The following is a 22977-nucleotide window of genomic DNA, read 5'->3' on the forward strand; positions in this document are numbered from 1 at the left end:
GATGGGTAACGAAGGCGTCTCCGGCGATGCCGCTGCGGGCAGCTTTCGTTAGAATTTGTTTTCGATTCTTTTACTCGTCAATTACTGGAGGCGAACGTGCCAGGTTTACTTCCCGATGTCGACCCCGAGGGACTCCTCGAATATTCGGTCGTGTACACCGACCGATCGATCAATCACATGTCGGAGCTCTTTCAAGGCGTCGTACGCGATATTTCCGGCGCCCTGAAAAAAGTCTACAACGCGAAGTCGGCCGTAATCGTCCCGGGCAGCGGCACGTTCGGCATGGAAGCCGTCGCCCGGCAGTTCGCGACGAACAGCAAGTGTCTGGTCATCCGCAATGGCTGGTTCAGCTACCGCTGGTCGCAGATTTTCGACATGGGCGGCATTCCGTCCGAATCGATCGTGTTGAAGGCGCGTCCGGTCGGCCAGGAAAGGCAGGCCGCCTATGCACCCGCTCCGATCGAAGAAGTGGTCGCCGCGATCAAGGAGCACAAGCCGGATCTGGTGTTCGCGCCGCATGTGGAAACCGCATCCGGAATGATGCTGCCCGATGCCTATATGCGCGCGGTGTCCGACGCCGTGCATGCGGTCGGCGGCATGTTCGTTCTCGACTGCATCGCCTCCGGCACGATCTGGGTGGACATGGAGGCCAGTGGCATCGACGTGCTGATCAGCGCACCGCAAAAAGGATGGAGCGCGTCACCTTGCTGCGCCATGGTCATGCTCAGCCCGCTCGCCCGCGAACGAATCGACGCGACGACCAGCACCAGCTTCGCCTGTGATCTTCGCAAGTGGCTGCAGATCATGGAAGCCTACGAGAACGGCGGGTTCGCGTACCACGCCACGATGCCGACGGACAGTCTCGCGACGCTGCGCGACGTCATGAAGGAAACCGAAGCATATGGCTTGGACAAAGTGAGAGCCGAGCAGCTTGAACTCGGCAAGCGCATTCGCTCACTGCTGAGTGACAAAGGCTTTAAAAGCGTGGCGGCCGAAGGTTTTCAGGCTCCGGGCGTCGTGGTCTGCTATACGGACGATGACGGCATACGATCCGGCAAGAAATTCGCCGATGCCGGTTTGCAGATCGCGGCCGGCGTTCCTCTTCAATGCGACGAGCCCGAAGATTTCAAAACCTTCCGCGTCGGATTATTCGGCCTGGACAAACTGCATGACGTCGAGGGTTCGGTCGCCAGGTTCGCCAAGGCGCTGGACCGTATTGTCTAGAGCGTCTTTCCGAAGCATGTGCGCATGGCTCGCATTCGCAGCCGCATCGGCGGGAGGACTCCGGAGCCTGCCGGAATAGCTATGCGCACTCTGGATCGTGACAACACACGCAAATCTTGTTTCCCTCTGGGTCGCGAAAATACGCCCCGTAATAGTTCGGGTGATAGTGCGCGCGCAAACCGGGAGGGCCTTCGCAAGAACCTGAATTTGCCAGCGCGGTAGCGTGTGCGTTGTCGACTGAACGACGATCAGGCGCAAGCAATGCCACCATCTGGCCGTTCCCGTGTTCTGCGGGGTTGCCATCATATGGCCTGCCGATAAGGAAAAGCGGACGCGGCATACCCACAGCCATCCAACCAGCCCACGGTCTATCTGGCTCGCAAAACTTCAGTTGATGTCCCAACTCGCTCATGACAGCCGAATAGAACTTCAACGCGCGGTCAAAGTCATTCACCCCAACGAATACATGCGAAATCATCCTGCTACGTTCCTGTTCGAGAGTCGCGATGTCTGTTCACGTTAGCACGCGCAGTTGCGCTCGACCAATCAGGCGTCCGCGAGTGCCGCGCCTGCGAGTGGAAAACCTGGAAGCTTCGATTAATGAATCTGTAATAGCAAGCGACAGAACCGTGCACGCATGCCCCATGTTGGACGGACAACAGGAAAGCGCGCTCGCGCATGGTGCCTAGGTACATGCCGCATACCGCGAAGAAGCCTGCTGACAGTCCCGCCATTCAATCCCGCTCCGTCTCTCACTGCATCCATCTGATCGCCGAAAACCAACGCGCGGCTCCTCCGATCACTCTCCCGCTCCAATACCGTTCGTGCGAATGGCATGACAGTTGCTTTGAACGTCCCCGCGCGCTGAGCCACCGTCAACGGCGGCCAGTATCGGGATGGGCGATCAACGGAGAGGCAAATTGAAACTAATAAGTGCGGTCATCAAGCCATTCAAGCTAGATGAGGCTCGTGAAGCCTTGTCGTCGCTTGGCGTCTCTGGAATCACGGTAACGGAGGTCAAGGGCTTTGGGCGTCAGAAGGGCCATACGGAGATGTATCGGGGCGCGGAGTACGTCGTCGATTTCCTGCCGAAAGTGAAGATCGAAGTCGCCGTACCGGATGACATCGTCGATCAGGCTATCGAAGCGATCGAGCGTGCGGCGCGCACTGGAAAGATTGGTGACGGCAAGATCTTCGTGACACCGATCGAGCAGGTGATCCGGATCCGCACCGGCGAGACCGGCGCCGACGCCCTATAAAGACACAGGACAAGAGGAAAGAGAGATGCGCAAACTGTTGATGACTTTGTTGATGGCGGGCTCGTTGCTCGCGGGCGGGCTGAGCCCCGCATTCGCGCAGGACGCGTCGGCACCCGCGGCCGCCTCCGTGCCGGTCGCGCAAGCGTCCGCGGCTCCCGCGGCGGATGCCGCTGCATCGGCGCCGGCCGCGCCGACCGCACCGTTCTCGGTCGATTCGTCGAAGATCAACTCCGGTGACACCGCGTGGATGTTGACTTCCACCGCGCTGGTGCTGTTCATGACGATTCCGGGCCTCGCACTGTTCTACGGCGGCATGGTCCGCAAGAAGAACGTGCTCGCGACGCTGATGCAAAGCTTCGCGATCACCTGTCTGGTGACGATCGTCTGGACCGTGGTCGGCTACAGCCTCGCGTTCACGCCGGGCAACTCGTTCATCGGCGGCTTCTCGCGCGTGTTCATGACGGGCATGAACTACATCAAGGGCGACAAGGCCACGACGCTGACCGTCAGCCATCTCGCGCCGACGATCCCCGAGACGGTCTACTTCGTCTACCAGATGACTTTCGCGATCATCACGCCGGCGCTGATCACCGGTGCGTTCGCGGACCGCATGAAGTTCTCGGCGATGCTGGTGTTCATGACGCTGTGGTCGATCCTCGTCTACTCGCCGATCGCGCACATGGTGTGGGAACCGAGCGGCTGGCTGGCGACCGCGGGCATCCTCGACTTCGCGGGCGGCACGGTGGTGCACATCAACGCGGGTATCGCGGGTCTGGTCTGCTGTCTGGTGCTCGGCAAGCGCGTCGGCTACGGCAAGGAGTCGATGGCGCCGCACAACCTGACGCTGACGCTGATCGGTGGCGCGATGCTGTGGGTCGGCTGGTTCGGCTTCAACGCGGGTTCGGCGGTAGCGGCGGACGGCCGTGCCGGCTTCGCGATGTTCGCGACCCAGGTGGCGACCGCCGCGGCAGCGCTCGCGTGGATGTTCGCCGAATGGGCGGCCAAGGGTAAGCCGTCGGTGCTCGGTATCGTGTCGGGCGCGGTCGCGGGTCTGGTGGCGGTGACGCCGGCGTCGGGCTTCGTCGGCACGGTAGGCGCGCTGGTGATCGGCATCGTCGCGGGCGTGGTCTGCTTCTGGTCGGCCACGTGGCTCAAGCACAAGCTCGGCTACGACGATTCGCTCGACGCGTTCGGCGTGCACTGCATCGGCGGGATCATCGGCGCGATCCTCACAGGCGTGTTCGCGGTCAAGGACATCAGCGGCTTCGACGGCAACGTGATCCTGCAGGCGAAGGGCGTGCTGACGACGCTGATCTACAGCGGCGTGGTGAGCTTCGTGCTGCTGAAGATCATCGACATGGTGATCGGCATCCGCGTAACCGAAGAGCAGGAGCGCGAAGGCCTCGACGTGAGCCTGCACGGCGAGAAAGTCGAATAACGAAGAACCTGTTGTGCTGCGGGCCCGCGCTCCTGGGCCCGCCAGTCAGGAAAAAGCTGAGCGCAGCAAAGTTCGCCCGCCTTCATGGCGGGCTTTTTTCTTGCTGATCGGGTTGCGAACGGCAATTTTCCGCGCCTATCATCGAGATAGGGAGAATGCATTCGGGTCTGCTTGCGAATGGAGAAACCGTCCCCAAATGGACAAAGCATTTGCTCTACAATCTTTTTTCTCCAGTCTGCGAGTGATCAATGGTTCCGCACCTAGTTACGGCGTTAAACGGCCCGCTGCTCGACCTCGAGCGGAAGATCCTCGACGCCACGCCCGCTATCGAACGCTGGTTCCGGCTTGAATGGCAGGAGCACACGCCGCCGTTCTATTGCTCCGTCGATCTGCGCAACGCGGGCTTCAAGCTCGCGCCGGTCGACACCAACCTGTTTCCCGGCGCATTCAACAATTTGCCGCAGGAAGTGCTGCCGCTCGCGGTGCAGGCCGCGATGGCGTCGATCGAAAAGATCTGCCCGGACGCGAAGAATCTCCTCGTGATTCCGGAGCGCCACACGCGCAACGCGTTCTACCTCGAAAACGTCGCCCGGCTTGCGTCGATCATGCGTCAGGCGGGCCTCAACGTACGCTTCGGCACGCTCGACGAAACCATCAACGGCCCGGTCACGATCGCGCTGTCCGACGGCCAGAAGCTCGTGCTCGAACCGCTCGAGCGCTCGCAGCGGCGCTTGGGGCTGAAGAACTTCGACCCGTGCTCGATTCTGCTGAACAACGACCTGTCCGGCGGCATTCCGCCTGTGCTCGAAAATCTGCACGAGCAGTACCTGCTGCCGCCGCTGCATGCGGGCTGGGCAGTACGCCGCAAGTCGACGCATTTCTCGTGTTATGACGACGTCGCGAAGAAGTTCGCGAAGATGGTCGAGATCGATCCGTGGATGATCAATCCGTATTTCGCGCACGTCGAGGGCGTCGACTTTCAGCAGCGCACCGGCGAGGAAGCGCTGGCCGATGCGATCGACGGCGTGCTGAAGAAGATCGCGCGCAAGTATCGCGAGTACGGCATCTCCGAAAAACCGTATGTCGTGATCAAGTCGGATGCGGGTACTTACGGCATGGGCGTGATGACCGTGCACGACGCGTCGGAAGTCGCCGCGCTGACGAAGCGCGAACGCACGCGCATGGCGGCGACCAAGGACGGCCTCGAAGTGCACGACGTCATCGTGCAGGAGGGCGTGTACACGTTCGAGCGCATCGGCGAGGAAGTCGCCGAGCCGGTCGTCTACATGATCGACCGCTATGTGGTGGGCGGCTTCTATCGCGTGCACGGCAGCCGCGAGCGCGACCAGAACCTGAACGCGCCGGGCATGCACTTCGTGCCGCTCGGCTTCGAGCATACGGCGCTGCCCGATGCGCACGCGAAGCCCGGCGCGGCGCCGCCGAACCGCTTCTATATGTATGGCGTCGTGGCGCGGCTCGGGTTGCTGGCCGCATCGGTCGAACTCGAAAAGACCGATCCCGAAGCGATCCAGGTCTAAGCCATCTCGCGCGGCAGGATGGCGGCATGCGTGCCGCCATCGCCGTCTTCAAAGACTATATTGACGAACAATGTCACGCCCGTCAGGGCGCACCGGGACTTTCATGGACATTCTTTTCATCGCCGATCCGCTCAGCCATTTCAAGATTTACAAAGACTCGACCTACGCGATGATGGCCGAAGCGGCGCGCCGCGGCCACACGGTGTACACCTGCGAGCCGAAGCATCTGGCGTGGACGGGCGGCGATGTCGAAGCGAACGTGCAGCGCATTGCGATCACCGGCGATACCGCCGATCTGCATCGTGACGTCTGGTTCGTCGCCGATGCCGCCGCGCCGCGCGCGCTTGCGAGCTTCGGCGCGGTTGTGATGCGCAAAGACCCGCCGTTCGACATGGAATACGTGACGTCGACGTGGCTGCTCGAACTGGCCGAGCGTGGCGGCGCGCGCGTCTTCAACAAGCCGCAGGCGATCCGCGATCATTCGGAGAAGCTCGCGATCGGCGAGTTCGCGCAGTTCGTCGCGCCGACGCTGGTCACGCGCGACCCGGCGCGTCTGCGCGCGTTCCACGAACAGCATGGCGACGTGATCCTGAAGCCGCTCGACGGCATGGGCGGCATGGGCGTGTTCCGCGTGAAGGCGGACGGTATGAACCTCGGCTCGATCGTCGAAATGCTGAGCCACGACGGCGCACGCTCGGTGATGGCGCAGAAATTCATCCCCGAGATCAAGGAGGGTGACAAGCGCATCCTGCTGATCGGCGGCGAAGCGGTGCCATACTCGCTCGCGCGCATTCCTCAGGGTAATGAGGTGCGCGGCAACCTGGCGGCCGGTGGACTGGGTGTCGCGCGGCCGCTCAGCGAGCAGGACCGCAAGATCGCCGATACGCTCGCGCCGGCGCTGGCGGCGCGCGGCTTGCTGCTGGTCGGACTTGATGCGATCGGCGACTGGCTCACCGAAGTCAACGTCACGAGCCCGACGTGTTTCCGCGAGATCATGGATCAGACCGGCTTCGACGTCGCCGCGATGTTCGTCGACGCGCTTGAGCGCGCGGTCGGCTGACGCGCCGACTCTAGCGGCCTTGATTGCCCGGCCGCACCCCCAATCTGTGTAGTAAATCCGCATCAGGCGCGCCGTCGGGATTGGCGCGAAAATGAGGCTGCTACAATGCCCGCTCGTCCGACGATGCATTTCCGCCCTCGCGACCCACGGCCGGTCCGGGGCGATGGCGAACCGGGCTCGAGTCCCGGTCCACGGTTTTGGGGCCGTTCTATCGCAGTAAGGCTGACATGGCAGGCATTCTGATCATTGCGCACGCTCCATTCGCCACCGCGTTGCGCGATTGCATTTCCCACATCTATGGCGGTTTGCCGGCGCGTATCGGCGTGATCGATGTGTCGCCGGATTGTGATCCCGCGCAGGTCGTCGCGTTCGCGAATTCGGAAGTCGCGCGGTTGAAGGAAGAGAACGGCGCGCTCGTGCTGACCGATATGTTCGGCGCGACGCCGGCCAACATCGCGGGCCGGCTCGCCACCGAGCCGGATGTGCGCGTGCTGTGCGGCGTCAATCTGCCGATGCTGGTGCGTGCGGTCTGCTATCGGGCGACGCCGCTCGACACGCTCGTCGACAAGGCGCTCGCCGGCGCGACCAAGGGCGTGCACGCGATCGGACCGGCGACGCCGGAACCGGTCGCGGCGTCAGCCTGCCCGGCCGATGGCCTGCCGGCGCTGCCGGCTGACGCGGCGCCCGCCGACTGTGTTCCCGCGTTGCCGGCCGATGCCGATCTGACACAGAAGCCGGACGCGCCCGGCCTGTAAATCGGGCTGGTTCGCAGGCAGGCAGCTTCGACGGATTCAAGCGGTTTCGCAACGGCGCCAAGCGCATTGCAGCCGCTTTGCAGTTTGACTTTTCACCATTTCATTCACCCGCGCTTCGGACCATCACATGCTGCAACAAGAAACGACAATTGTGAACAAGCTGGGGCTGCACGCGCGCGCGTCGGCCAAGTTGACGCAACTCGCGGGCAACTACCAGGCGGAAATCTGGATGAGCCGCAATGGCCGTCGTATCAACGCAAAGAGCATCATGGGCGTGATGATGCTGGCCGCGGGCATCGGCAGTACCGTGCTGATCGAAACGGAAGGTACCGACGAACAGGAAGCGATGGACGCGCTGTTGAAACTGATCGCCGATAAATTTGGCGAAGGTCAATAACGCCGCGCGCTTTGTGTTCGACAAACCCGAAAATGCCGCGGCTCAGTCCGCGGCTTTTTTTTCGCCGCCGACATTTGAATATCAGAAGAGGCCCGCTGCGAATCGACATTAAGGCTTATAGAAGCGGCGCGAAAGCCGCGGGGAAGAGTGCGTAAGGCGACATGCGCGTAGGGCGACACGCGTTTTCAATGTTTAAACCATATATTTTGTGTGACGCGTATAAAGCGCAGCTTCGCGGTGTACGAGGACACCTGATTGCGATAACTCGTGCTGCGCTGCACACACCGCCGACATACTTCAAAAAGGCGCGGAATTTATAATGCCAGGTACAGTCTGAGAGCATTGCAGCGGTTTGCCGCGGCATTACACAACTAGAGGAGGTGCGCGTGTCATTCACGCTGCATGGAATTCCCGTGTCACGCGGTATCGCCATCGGGCGGGCCTATCTGATCGCCCCGGCAGCACTCGACGTAGACCACTATCTGATCGAACCCGCCCAGATCGAAGGGGAGGTCGGGCGCTTTCGCGCGGCTCAGCAACGCGTGCATGAAGAACTCAACGTGCTGCGCGCCGATCTCGCCGCGGATGCCCCCAGTGAAATGGGCGCGTTCATCGACGTTCACACGATGATCCTGAACGACGTGATGCTGGTTCAGGAAACCATCGACCTGATCCGCACGCGCCGCTACAACGTCGAGTGGGCGCTGACCGAACAGCTCGAAAGACTCTCGCGCCATTTCGACGATATCGAAGACGAATACCTGCGCGAACGCAAAGCCGACATCGAACAGGTCGTCGAACGTGTGCTGAAGGCGCTCGCGGGTGCGCCGGGCATCGTCGACAACGTGCATGGCGCGTGCGATGAAATGATCGTCGTCGCGCACGACATCGCGCCGGCCGACATGATGCAGTTCAAGACGCAGACGTTCCAGGGCTTCGTCACCGATCTCGGCGGGCGCACGTCGCATACCGCGATCGTCGCGCGCAGCCTCGGCATTCCGGCCGCGGTCGGCGTGCAGCATGCGAGCGCGCTGATCCGCCAGGACGATCTGATCATCGTCGATGGCGACCACGGCATCGTGATCGTCGATCCCGCGCCGATCGTGCTCGAGGAATACTCGTATCGGCAAAGCGAGAAGGAGCTCGAGCAGCGCAAGCTGCAACGGCTCAAGTTCTCGCCGACGCAAACGCTGTGCGGCACGCGCATCGAACTGTGCGCGAACATCGAGTTGCCGGACGACGCGCGCGCGGCGATCGAATCGGGCGCGACCGGCGTGGGTCTGTTTCGCACCGAGTTCCTGTTCATGAATCACAAGGACCGGATGGCCGAAGAGGAGGAGCAGTTCAGCGCGTATCGTCGCGCGGTCGAACTGATGAACGGCTTGCCGGTCACGATCCGCACGATCGACGTCGGCGCCGACAAACCGCTCGATTCGATGGCCGGCGGCGACGGCTACGAGACCGCCGTGAATCCGGCGCTCGGCTTGCGCGCAATTCGCTGGAGCCTGTCCGAGCCGCAGATGTTCCTCACGCAGCTGCGCGCGATCCTGCGCGCGTCGGCGTTCGGCAAGGTGAAGATCCTGATCCCGATGCTCGCGCACGCGCAGGAAATCGACCAGACGCTCGATCTGATCCGCGAAGCCAAGCGCCAACTCGACGACGCGGGCATTGCTTATGATCCGAACGTGCAGGTCGGCGCGATGATCGAGATTCCGGCCGCCGCGATCGCGTTGCCGCTGTTTCTGAAGCGGCTCGATTTCCTGTCGATCGGCACCAACGATCTGATCCAGTACACGCTCGCGATCGATCGCGCGGATAACTCGGTCGCGCATCTGTACGACCCGCTGCATCCGGCGGTGCTCCATCTGATCGCGTTCACGCTGCGCGAGGCCAAGCGTGCGGGCGTGCCGGTATCGGTGTGCGGTGAGATGGCGGGTGATCCGGCGTTGACGCGTCTGTTGCTCGGCATGGGCCTGACCGAGTTTTCGATGCATCCGAGCCAACTGCTCGAGGTCAAGCAGGAGGTGCTGCGCTCGCATCTGAAAACGCTCGAAAAGCCCGTGGCCGAAGTGCTGGCTTCGTTCGAGCCGGAAGAGGTGCAGGCGGCGCTCAAGCGGGTCGCGCTGGTGTGAATCTGACGCGCTCGATCGCGCCTCGTTGAACGAAAAAACGCCGCACATGATTGAACCGACCCCGGAAAGTTGGACAGTTTTTGGCTAGGGCCGCGAGGACTGGGTTCTGTACATCACAGGACTCAGCCCGTTTAACTTCAGCTTGATGCGTTTGTGGTTGTAGTAGTGAATATATTGTCTGATACCGGCTTTCAGGGCGTCGATGCTCTCGAAGCGATTCAGGCGGAAGAACTCTGACTTGAGCGTTCCAAAGAAGCTTTCCATCGCTGCATTGTCGTAGCAGTTTGCCCTGCGCGACATGCTCTGTGTCAGGCCGTGTCGAGCCAACAGATGCCGGTACGCGGGCATCTGGTATTGCCAGCCCTGATCTGAATGCAGCAGCGGCCTATCCGTGTTGCCCAGTCTGGTCAGCGCCTTGCGCAGCATGCCGCTGACCAGCTCAAACACAGGGCGCGTGTTCATCTGATAGGCCACGATCTCACCGTTGTACAGATCGAGCACAGGCGAGAGATACAGTTTCTGCCCCAGCACGTTGAACTCGGTCACATCCGTCACCCACTTCTGGTGCGGCTGCGGCGCACTGAACTCACGATTGAGCAGGTTCGGTGCGATACGCCCGACTTCGCCGCGCCATGAGCGGTATTTCTTCACGCGCACCAGCGACTTCAGTTTCAGCTGTGCCATCAGACGCTGTACCGTCTTGTGGTTCACGCTCTGGCCTGCCTGCCGGATCGCTGCGGTGATGCGCCGATAGCCATAGCGGCCCTTGTGGCGTTCATACTCAGCCTTGATCCTGGTTTTGAGTTCCCCGTGCCGCTCGCCAGCGTCCAGCACCTTCACCTGATAGTAGAAGGTGCTGCGCGCCAGTGCTGCTGCCTTGAGCAGCACTGGCAGCCGGTGTTGATGCCGCAGTTCCAGCACTATTTGCGCTTTTTCTTTTGCGCACCCTGCTTCTTCGCCTGAAGCAGGGCATCGAGCTTTTTTAGGTAGGCTACCTCCGCGCGCAGATACTCGTTTTCCTTGAGCAACTGCTCACGCGTGCGCTCATCCGGCGCATTTTCTTCGGCTGGTTTTTCGTGTTCTGGGCGGGGCATTGGGGCGCCCTCGTGGACGGGGCGCCAGAGCATCCATACCGCCATCATGATACTGGCGTTCCCACTTCCCTATACATCCTGGGCTGCGGATGTCGAAGAAAGCAGCCACCTGCTGACGCGACAGCTCCTTCTTCCACATTTGGGACAAAACCGACATCTTGAAGTGCTCATCGTAGTGACTGCACTTCTTGCGTAATCCCTCACGGCCATGCCGCTCATAGGCCGCCACCCAGCGACGCAATACGGTGCGGCTCACACCGTGCTGCTTTGCAAGCGACCTGGTTCCGGCAACGTTATCCAAGTATTGCTTAACCAGCTTGAGCTTTAACCGCTCATCGTACTTCGTCATGAAAAACACCCCAAAGGTTGGATCGGTGTCCAACTTTTGGGGTGCAGTTCAGATGCGGCGTTTTTCAATTTCGGCGTCGTTCGGACGGGTAGTGGGGGAACCGCCTCAAGAGCCGTGCGCGTGGCCGCACACCGGGCAATCCGGCTGGCGTCCGATGCGCATCGTGTTCCATTCCATTCGCAGCGAATCGAGCATCGTCAGGCGGCCCACGAGCGGCGTGCCGATTGCGCCGATCACCTTCAGCGCTTCGGCAGCCTGCATCGAACCGATGATGCCGACCGTCGGCGCGAACACACCCATCGTCGAGCAGGCGACTTCCTCGAACGGCTGGTCTTCGGGAAACACGCACGCGTAGCATGGCGACGCTTCGTCGCGGAAATCGAAGGTGCTGATCTGGCCGTCGAAGCGCAGCGCCGCGCCCGACACGAGCGGCACGCGATGCTTGACGCACGCGCGGTTGATTGCGTGACGCGTCGCGAAGTTGTCGGTGCAATCGAGCACGACACTCGCGTGCGGCACCTCGCGATCGAGCCATGCATCGTCGACGCGCTCGGCGACCGCGCTGACGACGACCTCGGGATTGATCTGCGCGAGCGTGTCGCGCCCGGACTCGACCTTGCTGCGTCCAACCGACGCGGTGACGTGCAGGATCTGGCGCTGCAGATTGGTCAGGTCGACGGTATCGGCATCGACGAGCGTCAGACGGCCGACGCCCGCCGCCGCGAGATACATTGCGGCCGGCGAACCGAGCCCGCCCACGCCGACGACGATCGCGTGGGCGTCGATAAAACGCTGCTGCGCCTCGATGCCGATTTCGTCGACGAGGATATGGCGGGAGTAGCGAAGGAGTTGATCGTCATTCATGGCGGGGCGCGTGGGGTGTGTCGCTATGTCGCGGTGTCGCGCAAGGAGAGGCAGGCCGAAGGGCCGCGGCGCGCATTCGTGGCTGTTATTTTAATCGCGCGGGGAGGGTGGCTGCTGCGGCTTGCCGTGAGATGCCGCCGGTTAAGCGGCGGCCTGTGCTGAAACTGCTGCGGCGTGTCTTCGCAGACTATCGTGCTGCGAAGACACGCGCGGGTTCGCTGCTTATTGGCCAGCTTATTTGCCGGCTTACTTTCCAGCGGGAGCCGGTGCCGAAGCCGGCGCCGGTCCCGATGCGCCCGGCACCGGTTGCGTCGGCTTCACCGCGACCGGCGCGGAGGCCGACGTGCCCGGCTTGTTCTGCGCGAGACGGCGTTCCATCAGCGACTTGGATTCCTGAACCGGCTTGCCTTCGAGCTTGCCGACCGCCTGTTGCATCATGAAGTCGTCGTTCGAACCGAACTCGACCGGCTTGCGTTCGCGTTCCTTCTGGCGCTGCTCCGGCGTCTTCTTGTCGTTCTGCTCTTCGAGCTGACGCAACTGCTCCATGCGCTCCGACTCGCGCTGCTCGGCTTCCTTCTTCTCGTTCGGGTCCTGCGTGTTCGCAAGGTGATTCGAGTAGTCGACTTCGCGAGTGACGAGCGCGTCGTCCGGATCGCCGTCCGCGTATTGATCGACCGGAAGGTCGGGGCGGATGCCCTTGTTCTGGATCGAACGACCGCTCGGCGTGTAGTAATACGCGGTGGTCAGGCGCAGCGCGGTGTCCGCCGTCATGGGGCGTACGGTTTGCACCGAACCCTTGCCGAACGTGGTCTTGCCGAGAATCAGCGCGCGGTGCTGATCCTGCAGCGCGCCCGCGACGATTTCCGATGCCGACGCCGAGTAGGCGTTGGTCAGCACGATCATCGGCACGGTCTTGAAGATGGCCGGGACGTCTTTCAGCGGATCGCTGTCGAACGATTGCAGACGGTAGTTATCGTAGGTGTCGCGATAGATCTGCTTCGAATCCGGAATCTGGCCGTTGGTCGACACCACCACCGAATTCGGCGGCAGGAACGCGCCCGCGACGCCGACCGCGCTTTGCAGCAAACCGCCGCCGTTGTTGCGCAGGTCGAGGATGAGGCCCTTCAGGTTCGGCTCCTGGCGCGCCAGATCCTGCAGCTTGGCCGCGAGGTCAGGCGTGGTGCGTTCCTGGAAGCTCGTGATGCGCACGTACGCGAAGCCCGGCGCAACGATCTTGCCCTTCACCGACTGCACCTTGATGATCGCGCGCGTGACGGTCAGCGGGAACGTGCGGTCGTCGGTCTTGCGGAAGATGGTCAGCGTGACCTTGGTGCCCGGCTCGCCGCGCATCTGCTTGACCGCCTGGTCGAGCGTCATGCCGCGCACGGGCTTGTCGTTGATGCGCGTGATCAGGTCGCCCGGACGGATGCCGGCGCGGAACGCGGGCGTGTCTTCGATAGGCGAAATCACCTTGATCAGGCCGTCTTCCGACGAAATTTCGATGCCGAGGCCCGCGAAGCGGCCCTTGGTCTGCTCCTGCAGCTCTTCGTAATCGGTCTTGTCGAGGTACGACGAGTGCGGGTCGAGGCTCGACACCATGCCCTTGATCGCGGAAGTGAGAAGCTTCTTGTCGTCGACCGGTTCGACGTATTCGTGCTTGATCTGCCCGAACACTTCGGCGAAGAGCCTGAGCTGGTCTAGCGGCAGCGGGGCGACCGCGGCGCTAGCGGGTTGCTGGGCCGAGGCGGAAAATTGCAGGGTGGCAAGGACACCGGTAGCAAGGCCCGCGGCAATCAGGCCGATATTTTTCAGGTTCTTTCGCATAGAGTCTGTTGCGGTCGGAAGCGCGTGGCAGCGTCGATAAAGATTGGACGGACAAGTATAACTGCACACCCGCCTGCTCAGGGCGCGGTGCAGGCAATCGTGCTTCGACAGTACGGGAAGGTCCTGGTTCTTGCGAACCGGCCCGCGGCTGGCAGTCCGTGCGATACGTCGCGCGGCGCAATACAGTTTTTCCTGCCGGGCCGGTTGTCTCCGTGCGGCCCCGGGCCTTCCCGTGGCGAGGGGCCGCGGCCGGAAACGCGCGATCAGCCCGCCTTGCCTTGGCTCGCGACCGCGGCTTGCGCCTTTGCGATCGCGTCCTGGTCGCCGAGATAGTAGTGCTTGATCGGCTTCAGATCTTCGTCGAGTTCATAGACGAGCGGCACGCCGTTCGGGATGTTCAGGCCGACGATGTCGCTGTCCGAGATGTTGTCGAGGTACTTGACCAGCGCGCGGATCGAGTTGCCGTGCGCGGCGATCAGGATGCTGCGCCCAGACTTGATGGCCGGCGCAATCGACTCGTTCCACAGCGGCAGCACGCGCGCGACCGTGTCTTTCAGGCACTCGGTCAGCGGCAGTTGCTCGCGCGGCACCTTGGCGTAGCGCGGATCGGTGTACGGCGCGCGCTCGTCGGTCGGCTCGAGCGCGGGCGGCGGCGTGTCGTAGCTGCGGCGCCAGACCAGCACCTGCTCGTCGCCGAATTGGGCTGCCGTTTCGGCCTTGTTCAGACCCGACAGCGCGCCGTAGTGGCGTTCGTTCAGGCGCCATGAATGCACGACGGGCAGGTACATCAGATCCATCTTGTCCTGCACGTGCCACAGCGTGCGGATCGCGCGCTTGAGCACCGACGTATAGGCGATGTCGAACGTATAGCCCGACTCCTTGAGCAGCACGCCCGCCTGCTGCGCCTCGATGCTGCCCTGCTCGGTGAGGTCGACGTCGATCCAGCCGGTGAAGCGGTTTTCCTTGTTCCACGTCGATTCGCCGTGGCGGATGAGAACGAGTTTGTACATAAGAGTTGCCGGTCGGTAGTGAGGAAGCGGTCTCGCGCTGTGCGGCGCCTTCGGCGGCGCATCGCCATCGCGTCAAACGGTTATTTTATAATGCTCGGGTTGACCTTTTCGATTTCTCTCTTTCCGGCGGATCTTCCGTGAAGTTTTTCACCGAATACACAAACCTTGTCCTGATCGCAATCGTCCTTATCTCTGGTGGGTTGCTGCTGTGGCCGACCATCAGTCGGCGTGGACGTGGCGGCCTGTCGGCCGCCGAAGCCACCCAACTGATCAACCGGCGCAACGCGGCGGTCATCGATCTGCGGCCGTCCGCCGATTACGCCAAGGGGCACCTGCCCTCGGCACGGCATTTCGAATTCGCGGAGTTGCAGGCGAAAGTCGCGCAACTCGCGAAGAACAAGAGCAACCCGGTGCTGCTGGTATGCCAGACCGGCCAGCAGTCGAACAAGGCTGCGCGTATCGTGCAGGAAGCGGGATACGCGGAAGTCCATGTTCTCGAGGGCGGCGTCGACGCCTGGCAGAAAGCCGGTATGCCGGTTGTGAAACAAGGAGTAGCCAAGTGAACAAAGTGATCATGTACAGCACCCAGGTGTGCCCGTATTGCCAGATGGCCGAACGTCTTTTAAAGTCGCGCGGCGTCGAGCAGGTTGAAAAAGTACTGATCGATAAAGACCCGGCCCGTCGTGAGGAGATGATGACCCGGACCGGGCGTCGCACGGTGCCGCAGGTGTTCATCGGCGAGACGCATGTCGGCGGCTATGATGACCTTTCCGCGCTCGATCGCGCGGGCGGTCTGACGCCGCTGCTCGAAGCAGCCTGAGTTCGCGCGTTTCGCGCCGCGCGAGCGGGCGGACCACTCGATAAGCCGGCGCGTGCGCGCTCCTCGTGGAGCCGGCGTGCCGGCGCAATAATCTGGCGGCCCATGCATGCATCGGCCGCCGCCACGCATACCTATCAGGAATCACCATCATGTCCGACGAGAATAACCAGCCGTTCTTCAACATCCAGCGCATCTATCTGAAGGACATGTCGCTCGAGCAGCCGAATTCGCCGGCAATCTTCCTCGAGCAGGAAATGCCGTCGGTCGAAGTCGAAGTCGACGTGAAGGCCGAGCGCCTCGCAGAATCCGTGTTCGAAATCCTCGTGACGGGCACGGTGACGGCCAAGGTGTCGGACAAGGTCGCGTTCCTGATCGAAGCGAAACAGGCCGGCATTTTTGACATTCGCAACATTCCTGCCGAGCAGATCGACCCGCTCGTTGGCATCGCCTGCCCGACCATCCTGTTCCCGTACCTGCGCTCGAACATCGCCGACGCGATCACCCGCGCCGGTTTCCCGCCGATCCACCTCGCCGAGATCAACTTCCAGGCGCTGTACGAGCAGCGACTCGCGCAAATGAGCGCGGCCCAGCAGGGCGACGGCGCGGCGCAAAGCGGCGTCACGCATTAAGGCGCCGCGGGCAGTGCCGGCTATGAAGGTCGCCGTTCTCGGCGCTGGCGCGTGGGGCACCGCCCTCGCCGGCCATCTGGCCGTCAGGCACGACACGGTGTTGTGGGCGCGCGAGTCCGCGCTCATCACCGAGCTTTCCACTTCGCACGAAAACGCCCGCTATCTGGCGGGCGTCGCATTGCCGCCTGCGCTTCGCTACGAAGCGGATCTCGGCGCGGCGCTCGATCACGCGCTCGCCGACGCTGCGCTGTGCGTGGTCGCGACTCCAGTGGCTGGCCTGCGCGGTCTGTTGCAAGCGATGCGCGATGCCGGCAGGGTGCCCGCGCATATCGTGTGGCTGTGCAAGGGTTTCGAGGCGGATTCGCAGTTGTTGCCGCATCAGGCGGTCGCGGCGGAATTGCCCGAGCATGCGAGCAACGGCGTGTTGTCCGGGCCGAGCTTCGCGCGCGAAGTCGGACAGGGACTGCCGGTTGCGTTGACGATCGCGAGTTCGTCGGCGGTGTGCCGCGAACGCACGGTCGCGGCGTTCCATCACGGTGCGATGCGCATCTATACCGGCGACGACGTCGTCGGCGTCGAAGTGGGCGGCGCGGTGAAAAACGTGCTCGCCATCGCGACGGGCATCGCCGATGGCCTCGGCCTCGGCCTCAATGCACGCGCGGCGCTGATCACCCGCGGGCTCGCCGAAATGTCGCGTCTTGGCGTCACGCTCGGTGGGCGCGCGGAAACCTTTACCGGGCTGACCGGCCTCGGCGATCTGATCCTGACCGCGACCGGCGATCTATCGCGCAACCGCACCGTGGGCTTGCAACTCGCCACCGGCCGCACACTCGACGACATCCTCGGCGGCCTCGGTCACGTGGCCGAAGGCGTGCGCTGCGCGAAGGCGGTCCTTTCGATCGCACGCGCCCATGCAATCGAAATGCCGATCACCCAAGCGGTCTGCGCGGTGCTGTTCGACAGCGTGGCGCCGCGCGATGCGGTCAGCGCGCTGCTGCGGCGCGATTCGAAGGCCGAATAAAGTCTTTTCTTTCAGCCGTTTAGCGCAAATTCGCGTTGAACGGCTGCCTCACCTGGCTGTCCACTTCTTGAGCGAGACTCAGGTCAGCGAGGTTTTCATGCCCACCTTCAATCTCAGTCACGGCACGTGCACGCTCGAAGCGCGCGTGGTCGATATCACGACGCTCGCCGTCGATGCGATCGTCAATGCCGCGAATACTTCGCTGCTCGGCGGCGGCGGTGTGGATGGCGCGATTCATCGCGCGGCCGGCAAGGAGTTGCTGCGCGAATGCAAAACGCTAGGCGGCTGCGCGACCGGCGACGCCAAGATCACCGCCGGTTATCGGCTGCCCGCGAAGCATGTGATCCATGCTGTCGGTCCAGTGTGGCGCGGCGGCGCGCACGGCGAAGCCGACCTGCTCGCATCGTGCTATCAGCGCTCGCTCGAAGTCGCGCGCGAGACTCATTGCACGAGCATTGCGTTTCCCGCAATCAGTTGCGGCATCTACCGCTTCCCCGCCGACTATGCGGTGAGCATCGCGGTCGGAACCGTGCTCGACACGTTGCCGCGCACACCCCACATGAAGCACGTGACGTTCGCGTGCTTCGACGACGCGATGTTCGCGCGCTACGAGGCCGAACTCGAACGCCGTCAGGCGCCGCCCTCGAAGCCGGCCTGACGCCACGCTTCGAACACCACGACCGCCACCGTGTTCGACAGATTCAGACTGCGATTGCCAGGACGCATCGGCAGACGCACGCGCTGTTCGTTCGCAAAGCGCTCGAGCACCGTATCGGGCAGACCGCGCGTTTCGGCGCCGAACACGAACCAGTCGCCCGGTCGAAAAGCGTGATCGTGAAAGCGCCCCGAGCCGCGTGTGGTGAACGCGAACATGCGCGACGGGTCGGGCGTTTCTTTCGCGATGAACGCGTCCCAATCGGCGTGCACGTTCATTTCCGCGTACTCGTGATAGTCGAGACCGGCGCGCCGCATCTTGGTGTCGTCGAGAGGGAAGCCGAGCGGCTCGATCAGGTGCAGCCGGGCGCCGGTATTCGCGCACAGGCGAATCACGTTGCCGGTGTTGGGCGGAATTTCCGGCTCTACGAGAACGACGTTGAACATAAGGGGACCACGTAAAAGCTAGTTTTTCGGAGTGCGCAACGCGACGAAGTTCGTGACCCGTCGCGCGCCGGCCGCCTTCAGCGTATGCGCGAGCGCTTCGAGCGTCGCGCCGCTCGTCATTACGTCGTCGACGATGCCGACGTGCAGGCCGCGCACCGGGCGCGCGACGCGAAACGCGCGGCCGACGTTGTGCCGGCGCGCATCGAGATCGAGGCGCGATTGCGGCGCGGTGTTTTGCGTTCGTTCGAGCAGCGTCGCGTCGCTGCGCACGTCGAGCGCCCGGGCAAGCGGCCTCGCGATCTGCCAGGCCTGGTTGTAGCCGCGCTCGACCAGACGGCGACCGGCGAGCGGCACTGGCGCAATCACGTCGGGCCGCTCGGCCGCGTCGTGCCAGTTGTCCTGAGCAAGCCACGCGAGACGTTGCGCGAAATCGCGCGCAAGCATCAGCCGGGCGCGGAATTTCAGGCCGACCGCGAGGGTATCCAGCGGCGCGCGATAGTCGGCGAGCGCGAAGCTCGCGTCGAACGGCGGCGGCTCGGCCACGCAATCCGCGCAGCGATATTGCGCCTGAGCGACCCAGCGTGACGCCGGCAACGGCACCGCGCAAACGGTGCAGCGCAGGCGGCTCTCGTTCCAGTAGGCCGCGTCGCAACCGTCGCACAGCGTCTTATGCGACATATTGCCGCACAACGCGCACAGGTTCGGCAACGCGACGTTCAAAGCCCGCGGCCATGCCGAATGCAGGCCACGCACAAAACGCGCGGCCTGATTTCGACACGACGAAGAAAATGACTGGAATCGCACGGGTGACTGCCGCTGAATGCCGTTCACGCTGAATGGAGGGGAACGAACGAGTATACTTCGAGCTCACGCCAGCACGACACACATGTCCCCAACATCCGCTCAATCTGGCCGTCCGGCCTACGATTCACGGCGCCTCAGGCGTATTTTCGACCGTCGCGCCGCTACCTTCGACGAGGTTGCATTCCTGCCGCGCGAGATTGCGCAGCGCATGCGCGAGCGTCTCGATTACATCAAGGTGGCGCCCTCGAGCGTGCTCGACGCCGGATGCGGTGCGGGCGAAGACATCCCCGCATTGCGCGCGCGCTTTCCCGAGGCGCCGGTGTTCGGCGCCGATCTGTCGCATGGCATGCTGTGCCGCGCGCTGCGTCACGATGCCGGCGACACCAGTTGGCGACGCTTTCTTCCCGCCTCGCTCGGCAAGGCGCTCGGAGCGCGTGGCCCGCGCTTCGCGCAAGCCGATTTCTCCGCGCTGCCATTCACGGCCGGCGCATTCGAATTCATCTGGTCCAACCTTGCGCTGCACTGGCACTCGCGGCCCGATCTGGTCTTTCCCGAATGGCAGCGGGTGTTGAAGGTCAACGGCCTGCTGATGTTCAGTACGCTCGGCCCCGATACGCTGAAGGAATTGCGCGGCGCCTACGCCGAGATCGAGGCCGCGCACGGCGTCGCGTCGCGCAAGCATGTGATCGACTTCGTCGACATGCATGATCTCGGCGACATGCTCGTCGAGGCCGGCTTCGAGATCCCGGTGATGGACCAGGAGACGCTGACGATCACCTACAAGTCGCCCGAGTCGCTGCTCGCGGACGTGCGCCGCTGGGGCGCATACCCGTTCGAGCGCGATGCGCATGACGGCGCGCTTGCGCGTCGGTTGCACAAAGCCCTGCTCGCCGCGCTCGAAGCGCGCCGGCGCGCCGACGGCACGATCGCGCTGACCTTCGAGGTGATCTACGGACACGCATGGAAAGCCGTGCCGCGCACCACGGCCGAAGGACATGGCATCGTGCGGCTCGAGGACATCGGACGAGGTCCGGGCAAGGGTGGGTAGCAGATTGCGGTGCGGTCATCAACTGCTTGCCGACGGTGCGGTTGACGTGTTGCAAAAGCGGTAAAGAGGACATCCGTTATGCCTGGGATTTGCCCTCCGAAAGAGCCGCAAAATGCCGGGCAAAATGGCGCGAAGGCTTGTCGCGCCGGGCTTGTGGGCCGATCGGGGCTTGCTTGTCGATGCTATGGATCGCGCCTATAATGCGTCAGTTTGTCGCCCGACGTTCCCACATTTGGGGTGGCAAGCCTGAGGCGCAGGGCTGCAAAATGAAGTGATGCGGTAGGGGTTGGCGCGGTCGCGAGTGATGCTGTACACAGTGATACGAGCGGCGGCCGCGAGATGCATCCGGAAGTAAAAGAAGGCAGGCCGGACGCGACGATTCGCAGGAGGCAGCGATGGGCGCATCAGATCATCTGCTGGCGGATTCAGAACCGGTCCTCAGGGACTGGACCATGAAGCGCAACTGTTCGATATCGCCGCGGCAGTTCGTCTGTCTCTACGCGTCGCTTGCGTTGTTCTCGTTGGCAATTGCATTCATGCTGGTTCTGATCGGCGCCTGGCTGGTGTTGCCGTTCACCGCAATCGAATTGCTGGCGGTAGGTATCGCGTTTGCAATATATGCGCGTCATGCTGTCGATTACGAGCGCATCCGGTTGTTTCCGAACCGGCTCGTGATCGAGCAGGTCAGCGCCGAGCAGATTACGCAGTTCGAATTCAATCCGCGCTGGGTGCGGATAGAGCCGGGCGCAACGCCGCGCGATCAGATCAAGCTGGTCTCGCGCGGGCAGACGATCATGATCGGGCAACATCTCGCGCAAAATCGGCGCGCGCAGTTCGCAGGCGAGCTGCGTATGTGGCTGGCACGCTGTTAGATGGTGCCGGACGCGCGGCGTTCAAGGGGGCGCGGCACGCTGCCAGCGGGGTCGAGGGGTTTGAATGGAAAATTTGGGTAAGGAAGCTATGAAAACAATCAAGCGAGCGCTCATGAGCGTGCTGGCGACTAGCGGACTGCTTTTCGCCGGTGCCGCCCTGGCAGTGGGCGATGCTCCGGGCGGCCCTGCCGTCAATGCGATCAATCTCCAGCCGCCTGCATCGCGAATCGCTCAGGAGCTGTTCGACCTCCACATGTTCATGCTGCTCCTTTGCACCGTGATCTTCGTCGGTGTATTCGGTGTGATGTTCTATTCGGTCTTCGCGCACCGCAAATCGAAGGGTCACCAGGCAGCCAATTTCCACGAGAGCACCACCGTCGAAATCATCTGGACGATCGTGCCGTTCATCATCGTCGTGTTGATGGCGCTGCCCGCTACCAAGGCCGTCGTCGCGATGAAGGACACCTCGAACGCCGACCTCACGATCAAGGTCACCGGCTACCAGTGGAAGTGGGGCTACGACTACGTGAAGGGTCCGGGCGAGGGCATCGGCTTCCTGTCCACACTCGCCACGCCGCGCGCGCAAACCGAAGGCCGCGAGCCGATCTCCACGCTGTATCTGCAGGAGGTCGACAACCCGCTCGTGGTGCCGGTCAACAAGAAAATCCGCATCATCACCACCGCCAACGACGTGGTCCACTCCTGGTACGTGCCGGCCTTCGGCGTGAAGCAGGACGCGATCCCCGGCTTCGTGCGCGACACGTGGTTCAAGGCTAACCGCACCGGCACGTTCCGCGGCTTCTGTACCGAGCTGTGCGGCAAGGAACACGCGTTCATGCCGGTCGTCGTCGAAGTGCTGTCCGACGACGACTACGCCAGGTGGGTCGACACGGAGAAGAAGAAAATGGCCGCCGGCCAGGACGATCCGAACAAGACCTACACGATGGCCGAGCTGATGGAGCGCGGCGGCAAGGTCTACGCGGCGAACTGCGCGGTCTGCCACCAGCCGACCGGCAAGGGCGCGGGCGCATTCCCGGCGCTCGACGGCAGCAAGATCGCCAACGGTCCGATCGGTCAGCACGTGAGCCTCGTGCTGAAGGGCAAGAATGCGATGCCTTCGTGGGCGCCGACGCTGAACGACGTCGAAATCGCCTCGGTGGTTACGTACGAACGTAACTCGTGGGGCAACCACACGGGCGACATCCTGCAGCCGAAGCAGGTCACCGAAGCGCGCAACGGTAAGCTGCCGGAAGGCGGCGACCATCTGGCCGAAGCGGGTGCCGCGGCAAGCGGCGCCGCTGCGGCATCGGGTGCAGAATCGGCTTCCGCACCGGCGGCTGCATCGGGCAATGACGCTGGCGCGGCTGCTGCGAATAGCGCAGAGGCCACGCTGCCGGCTAGCATCTACTTCGAGACCGGCAAGAGCACGCTGCCGGCCGACGCGAAAGCGGCGGTCGACGCGGCCGCGGCCTACGCGAAAGCGCATCCGGACGCGAAATTCACGCTGTCGGGCTTCACCGACGCAACCGGCTCCGCCGACGTCAACGCGAAGCTCGCGAAGAGTCGTGCCGAGGCCGTTCGCGACGCACTGAAAGCAGCCGGCATTGCCGAAGACCATATTATTTTGAAGAAGCCGGAAACGATCACCGGCGGCACCGACGCGAAGGAAGCCCGGCGCGTTCAGATCAGCCCCGCAGCCTGACGTGTTCATGGTCAGCACCGCAGAATTCGCTTTAGG

Annotated in this window: 22 protein-coding genes and 1 pseudogene; 16 read left to right on the plus strand and 7 right to left on the minus strand. The window is 62.9% G+C overall.

Features of this window, described 5'->3' with window-relative positions; translation table 11 throughout:
- Positions 1–96: 96 nt before the first annotated feature.
- Positions 97–1224: an alanine--glyoxylate aminotransferase family protein gene (locus AB4Y34_RS03245; RefSeq protein ID WP_368715237.1), complete on the plus strand. Its 1128-nt coding sequence runs from the start codon at positions 97–99 to the stop codon at positions 1222–1224.
- A gap of 79 nt (positions 1225–1303) precedes the next feature.
- On the opposite strand, the gene AB4Y34_RS03250 is transcribed toward AB4Y34_RS03245, so the two are convergent.
- The gene (locus AB4Y34_RS03250; RefSeq protein ID WP_176383946.1) at positions 1304–1702 is read right to left on the minus strand and encodes a VOC family protein; all 399 of its coding nucleotides are present in this window, start codon (positions 1700–1702) and stop codon (positions 1304–1306) included.
- A gap of 442 nt (positions 1703–2144) precedes the next feature.
- Between AB4Y34_RS03250 and AB4Y34_RS03255 the strand changes: the two genes are divergently transcribed.
- The 7 genes from AB4Y34_RS03255 (at position 2145) to ptsP (ending at position 9803) form a co-directional block, all read left to right on the plus strand.
- The gene (locus AB4Y34_RS03255) at positions 2145–2483 is read left to right on the plus strand and encodes a P-II family nitrogen regulator (RefSeq protein ID WP_013094289.1); all 339 of its coding nucleotides are present in this window, start codon (positions 2145–2147) and stop codon (positions 2481–2483) included.
- Positions 2484–2508: 25 nt separating this feature from the next.
- Positions 2509–3921 carry an ammonium transporter gene (locus AB4Y34_RS03260; protein WP_368715238.1) on the plus strand — a complete coding sequence of 471 codons (1413 nt, stop codon included), beginning with the start codon at positions 2509–2511 and terminating at the stop codon, positions 3919–3921.
- Positions 3922–4169: 248 nt separating this feature from the next.
- Entirely contained in the window at positions 4170–5459 is a 1290-nt protein-coding gene (gshA, locus tag AB4Y34_RS03265; protein WP_018434736.1) for a glutamate--cysteine ligase, read from the plus strand.
- A gap of 103 nt (positions 5460–5562) precedes the next feature.
- Positions 5563–6519 (plus strand): glutathione synthase, encoded by a 957-nt coding sequence (gshB, locus tag AB4Y34_RS03270; protein WP_176382394.1) that lies wholly within the window; start codon positions 5563–5565, stop codon positions 6517–6519.
- A gap of 227 nt (positions 6520–6746) precedes the next feature.
- A complete protein-coding gene (locus tag AB4Y34_RS03275) occupies positions 6747–7274 on the plus strand; it encodes a PTS sugar transporter subunit IIA (RefSeq protein ID WP_176382396.1) in 528 nt (175 codons plus the stop codon).
- Between the two features lie 127 nt (positions 7275–7401).
- Positions 7402–7671 carry an HPr family phosphocarrier protein gene (locus AB4Y34_RS03280; RefSeq protein WP_013088266.1) on the plus strand — a complete coding sequence of 90 codons (270 nt, stop codon included), beginning with the start codon at positions 7402–7404 and terminating at the stop codon, positions 7669–7671.
- A 386-nt stretch (positions 7672–8057) separates the two neighbouring features.
- Complete coding sequence (gene ptsP / locus AB4Y34_RS03285; RefSeq protein WP_368715239.1) at positions 8058–9803, plus strand: phosphoenolpyruvate--protein phosphotransferase; 1746 nt, start codon at positions 8058–8060, stop codon at positions 9801–9803.
- A gap of 84 nt (positions 9804–9887) precedes the next feature.
- Here ptsP and AB4Y34_RS03290 read toward each other — a convergent pair.
- From AB4Y34_RS03290 to gpmA, 4 genes and pseudogenes are all read right to left on the minus strand, one after another.
- Positions 9888–11246 (minus strand): annotated as a pseudogene (locus tag AB4Y34_RS03290) (IS3 family transposase).
- Between the two features lie 105 nt (positions 11247–11351).
- Positions 11352–12110 (minus strand): molybdopterin-synthase adenylyltransferase MoeB, encoded by a 759-nt coding sequence (locus AB4Y34_RS03295; RefSeq protein ID WP_176382399.1) that lies wholly within the window; start codon positions 12108–12110, stop codon positions 11352–11354.
- Positions 12111–12356: 246 nt separating this feature from the next.
- A complete protein-coding gene (locus tag AB4Y34_RS03300; RefSeq protein WP_176382401.1) occupies positions 12357–13934 on the minus strand; it encodes a S41 family peptidase in 1578 nt (525 codons plus the stop codon).
- 263 nt (positions 13935–14197) lie between these two features.
- Positions 14198–14944 carry a 2,3-diphosphoglycerate-dependent phosphoglycerate mutase gene (gene gpmA / locus AB4Y34_RS03305; protein ID WP_368715240.1) on the minus strand — a complete coding sequence of 249 codons (747 nt, stop codon included), beginning with the start codon at positions 14942–14944 and terminating at the stop codon, positions 14198–14200.
- Positions 14945–15081: 137 nt separating this feature from the next.
- Here gpmA and AB4Y34_RS03310 point away from each other — a divergent pair, with 137 nt between their 5' ends.
- The 5 genes from AB4Y34_RS03310 (at position 15082) to AB4Y34_RS03330 (ending at position 18072) form a co-directional block, all read left to right on the plus strand.
- Positions 15082–15507, plus strand: a complete 426-nt coding sequence (locus AB4Y34_RS03310) for a rhodanese-like domain-containing protein (RefSeq protein WP_176382525.1) — start codon at positions 15082–15084, stop codon at positions 15505–15507.
- Positions 15504–15764, plus strand: coding sequence for a glutaredoxin 3 (gene grxC, locus AB4Y34_RS03315; RefSeq protein ID WP_062125843.1), 261 nt, complete (start codon positions 15504–15506; stop codon positions 15762–15764). The genes AB4Y34_RS03310 and grxC overlap by 4 nt, the downstream gene beginning before the upstream one ends.
- 149 nt (positions 15765–15913) lie before the next feature.
- Entirely contained in the window at positions 15914–16393 is a 480-nt protein-coding gene (secB, locus tag AB4Y34_RS03320; protein WP_176109659.1) for a protein-export chaperone SecB, read from the plus strand.
- 22 nt (positions 16394–16415) lie between these two features.
- Positions 16416–17414: an NAD(P)H-dependent glycerol-3-phosphate dehydrogenase gene (locus AB4Y34_RS03325; RefSeq protein ID WP_368715241.1), complete on the plus strand. Its 999-nt coding sequence runs from the start codon at positions 16416–16418 to the stop codon at positions 17412–17414.
- Between the two features lie 97 nt (positions 17415–17511).
- Positions 17512–18072, plus strand: a complete 561-nt coding sequence (locus AB4Y34_RS03330; protein WP_368715242.1) for an O-acetyl-ADP-ribose deacetylase — start codon at positions 17512–17514, stop codon at positions 18070–18072.
- On the opposite strand, the gene trmL is transcribed toward AB4Y34_RS03330, so the two are convergent.
- Entirely contained in the window at positions 18045–18515 is a 471-nt protein-coding gene (gene trmL, locus AB4Y34_RS03335; RefSeq protein WP_176382409.1) for a tRNA (uridine(34)/cytosine(34)/5-carboxymethylaminomethyluridine(34)-2'-O)-methyltransferase TrmL, read from the minus strand. The two genes, AB4Y34_RS03330 and trmL, sit on opposite strands and share 28 nt — an antisense overlap.
- A gap of 18 nt (positions 18516–18533) precedes the next feature.
- Positions 18534–19319, minus strand: a complete 786-nt coding sequence (locus AB4Y34_RS03340) for a ComF family protein (RefSeq protein ID WP_176109655.1) — start codon at positions 19317–19319, stop codon at positions 18534–18536.
- A gap of 82 nt (positions 19320–19401) precedes the next feature.
- Between AB4Y34_RS03340 and AB4Y34_RS03345 the strand changes: the two genes are divergently transcribed.
- From AB4Y34_RS03345 to coxB, 3 genes are all read left to right on the plus strand, one after another.
- On the plus strand, positions 19402–20367 hold the full coding sequence (locus AB4Y34_RS03345) for a methyltransferase domain-containing protein (RefSeq protein ID WP_368715243.1): 966 nt from the start codon (positions 19402–19404) through the stop codon (positions 20365–20367).
- 395 nt (positions 20368–20762) lie between these two features.
- Positions 20763–21239 (plus strand): DUF2244 domain-containing protein, encoded by a 477-nt coding sequence (locus tag AB4Y34_RS03350; protein ID WP_176382416.1) that lies wholly within the window; start codon positions 20763–20765, stop codon positions 21237–21239.
- Positions 21240–21303: 64 nt separating this feature from the next.
- The gene (gene coxB / locus AB4Y34_RS03355) at positions 21304–22941 is read left to right on the plus strand and encodes a cytochrome c oxidase subunit II (RefSeq protein ID WP_368715244.1); all 1638 of its coding nucleotides are present in this window, start codon (positions 21304–21306) and stop codon (positions 22939–22941) included.
- Positions 22942–22977 lie beyond the last annotated feature (36 nt).

Source organism: Paraburkholderia sp. BR10954, assembly GCF_040965775.1.
In the GTDB taxonomy this organism is placed as follows: Bacteria; Pseudomonadota; Gammaproteobacteria; order Burkholderiales; family Burkholderiaceae; genus Paraburkholderia; species Paraburkholderia youngii.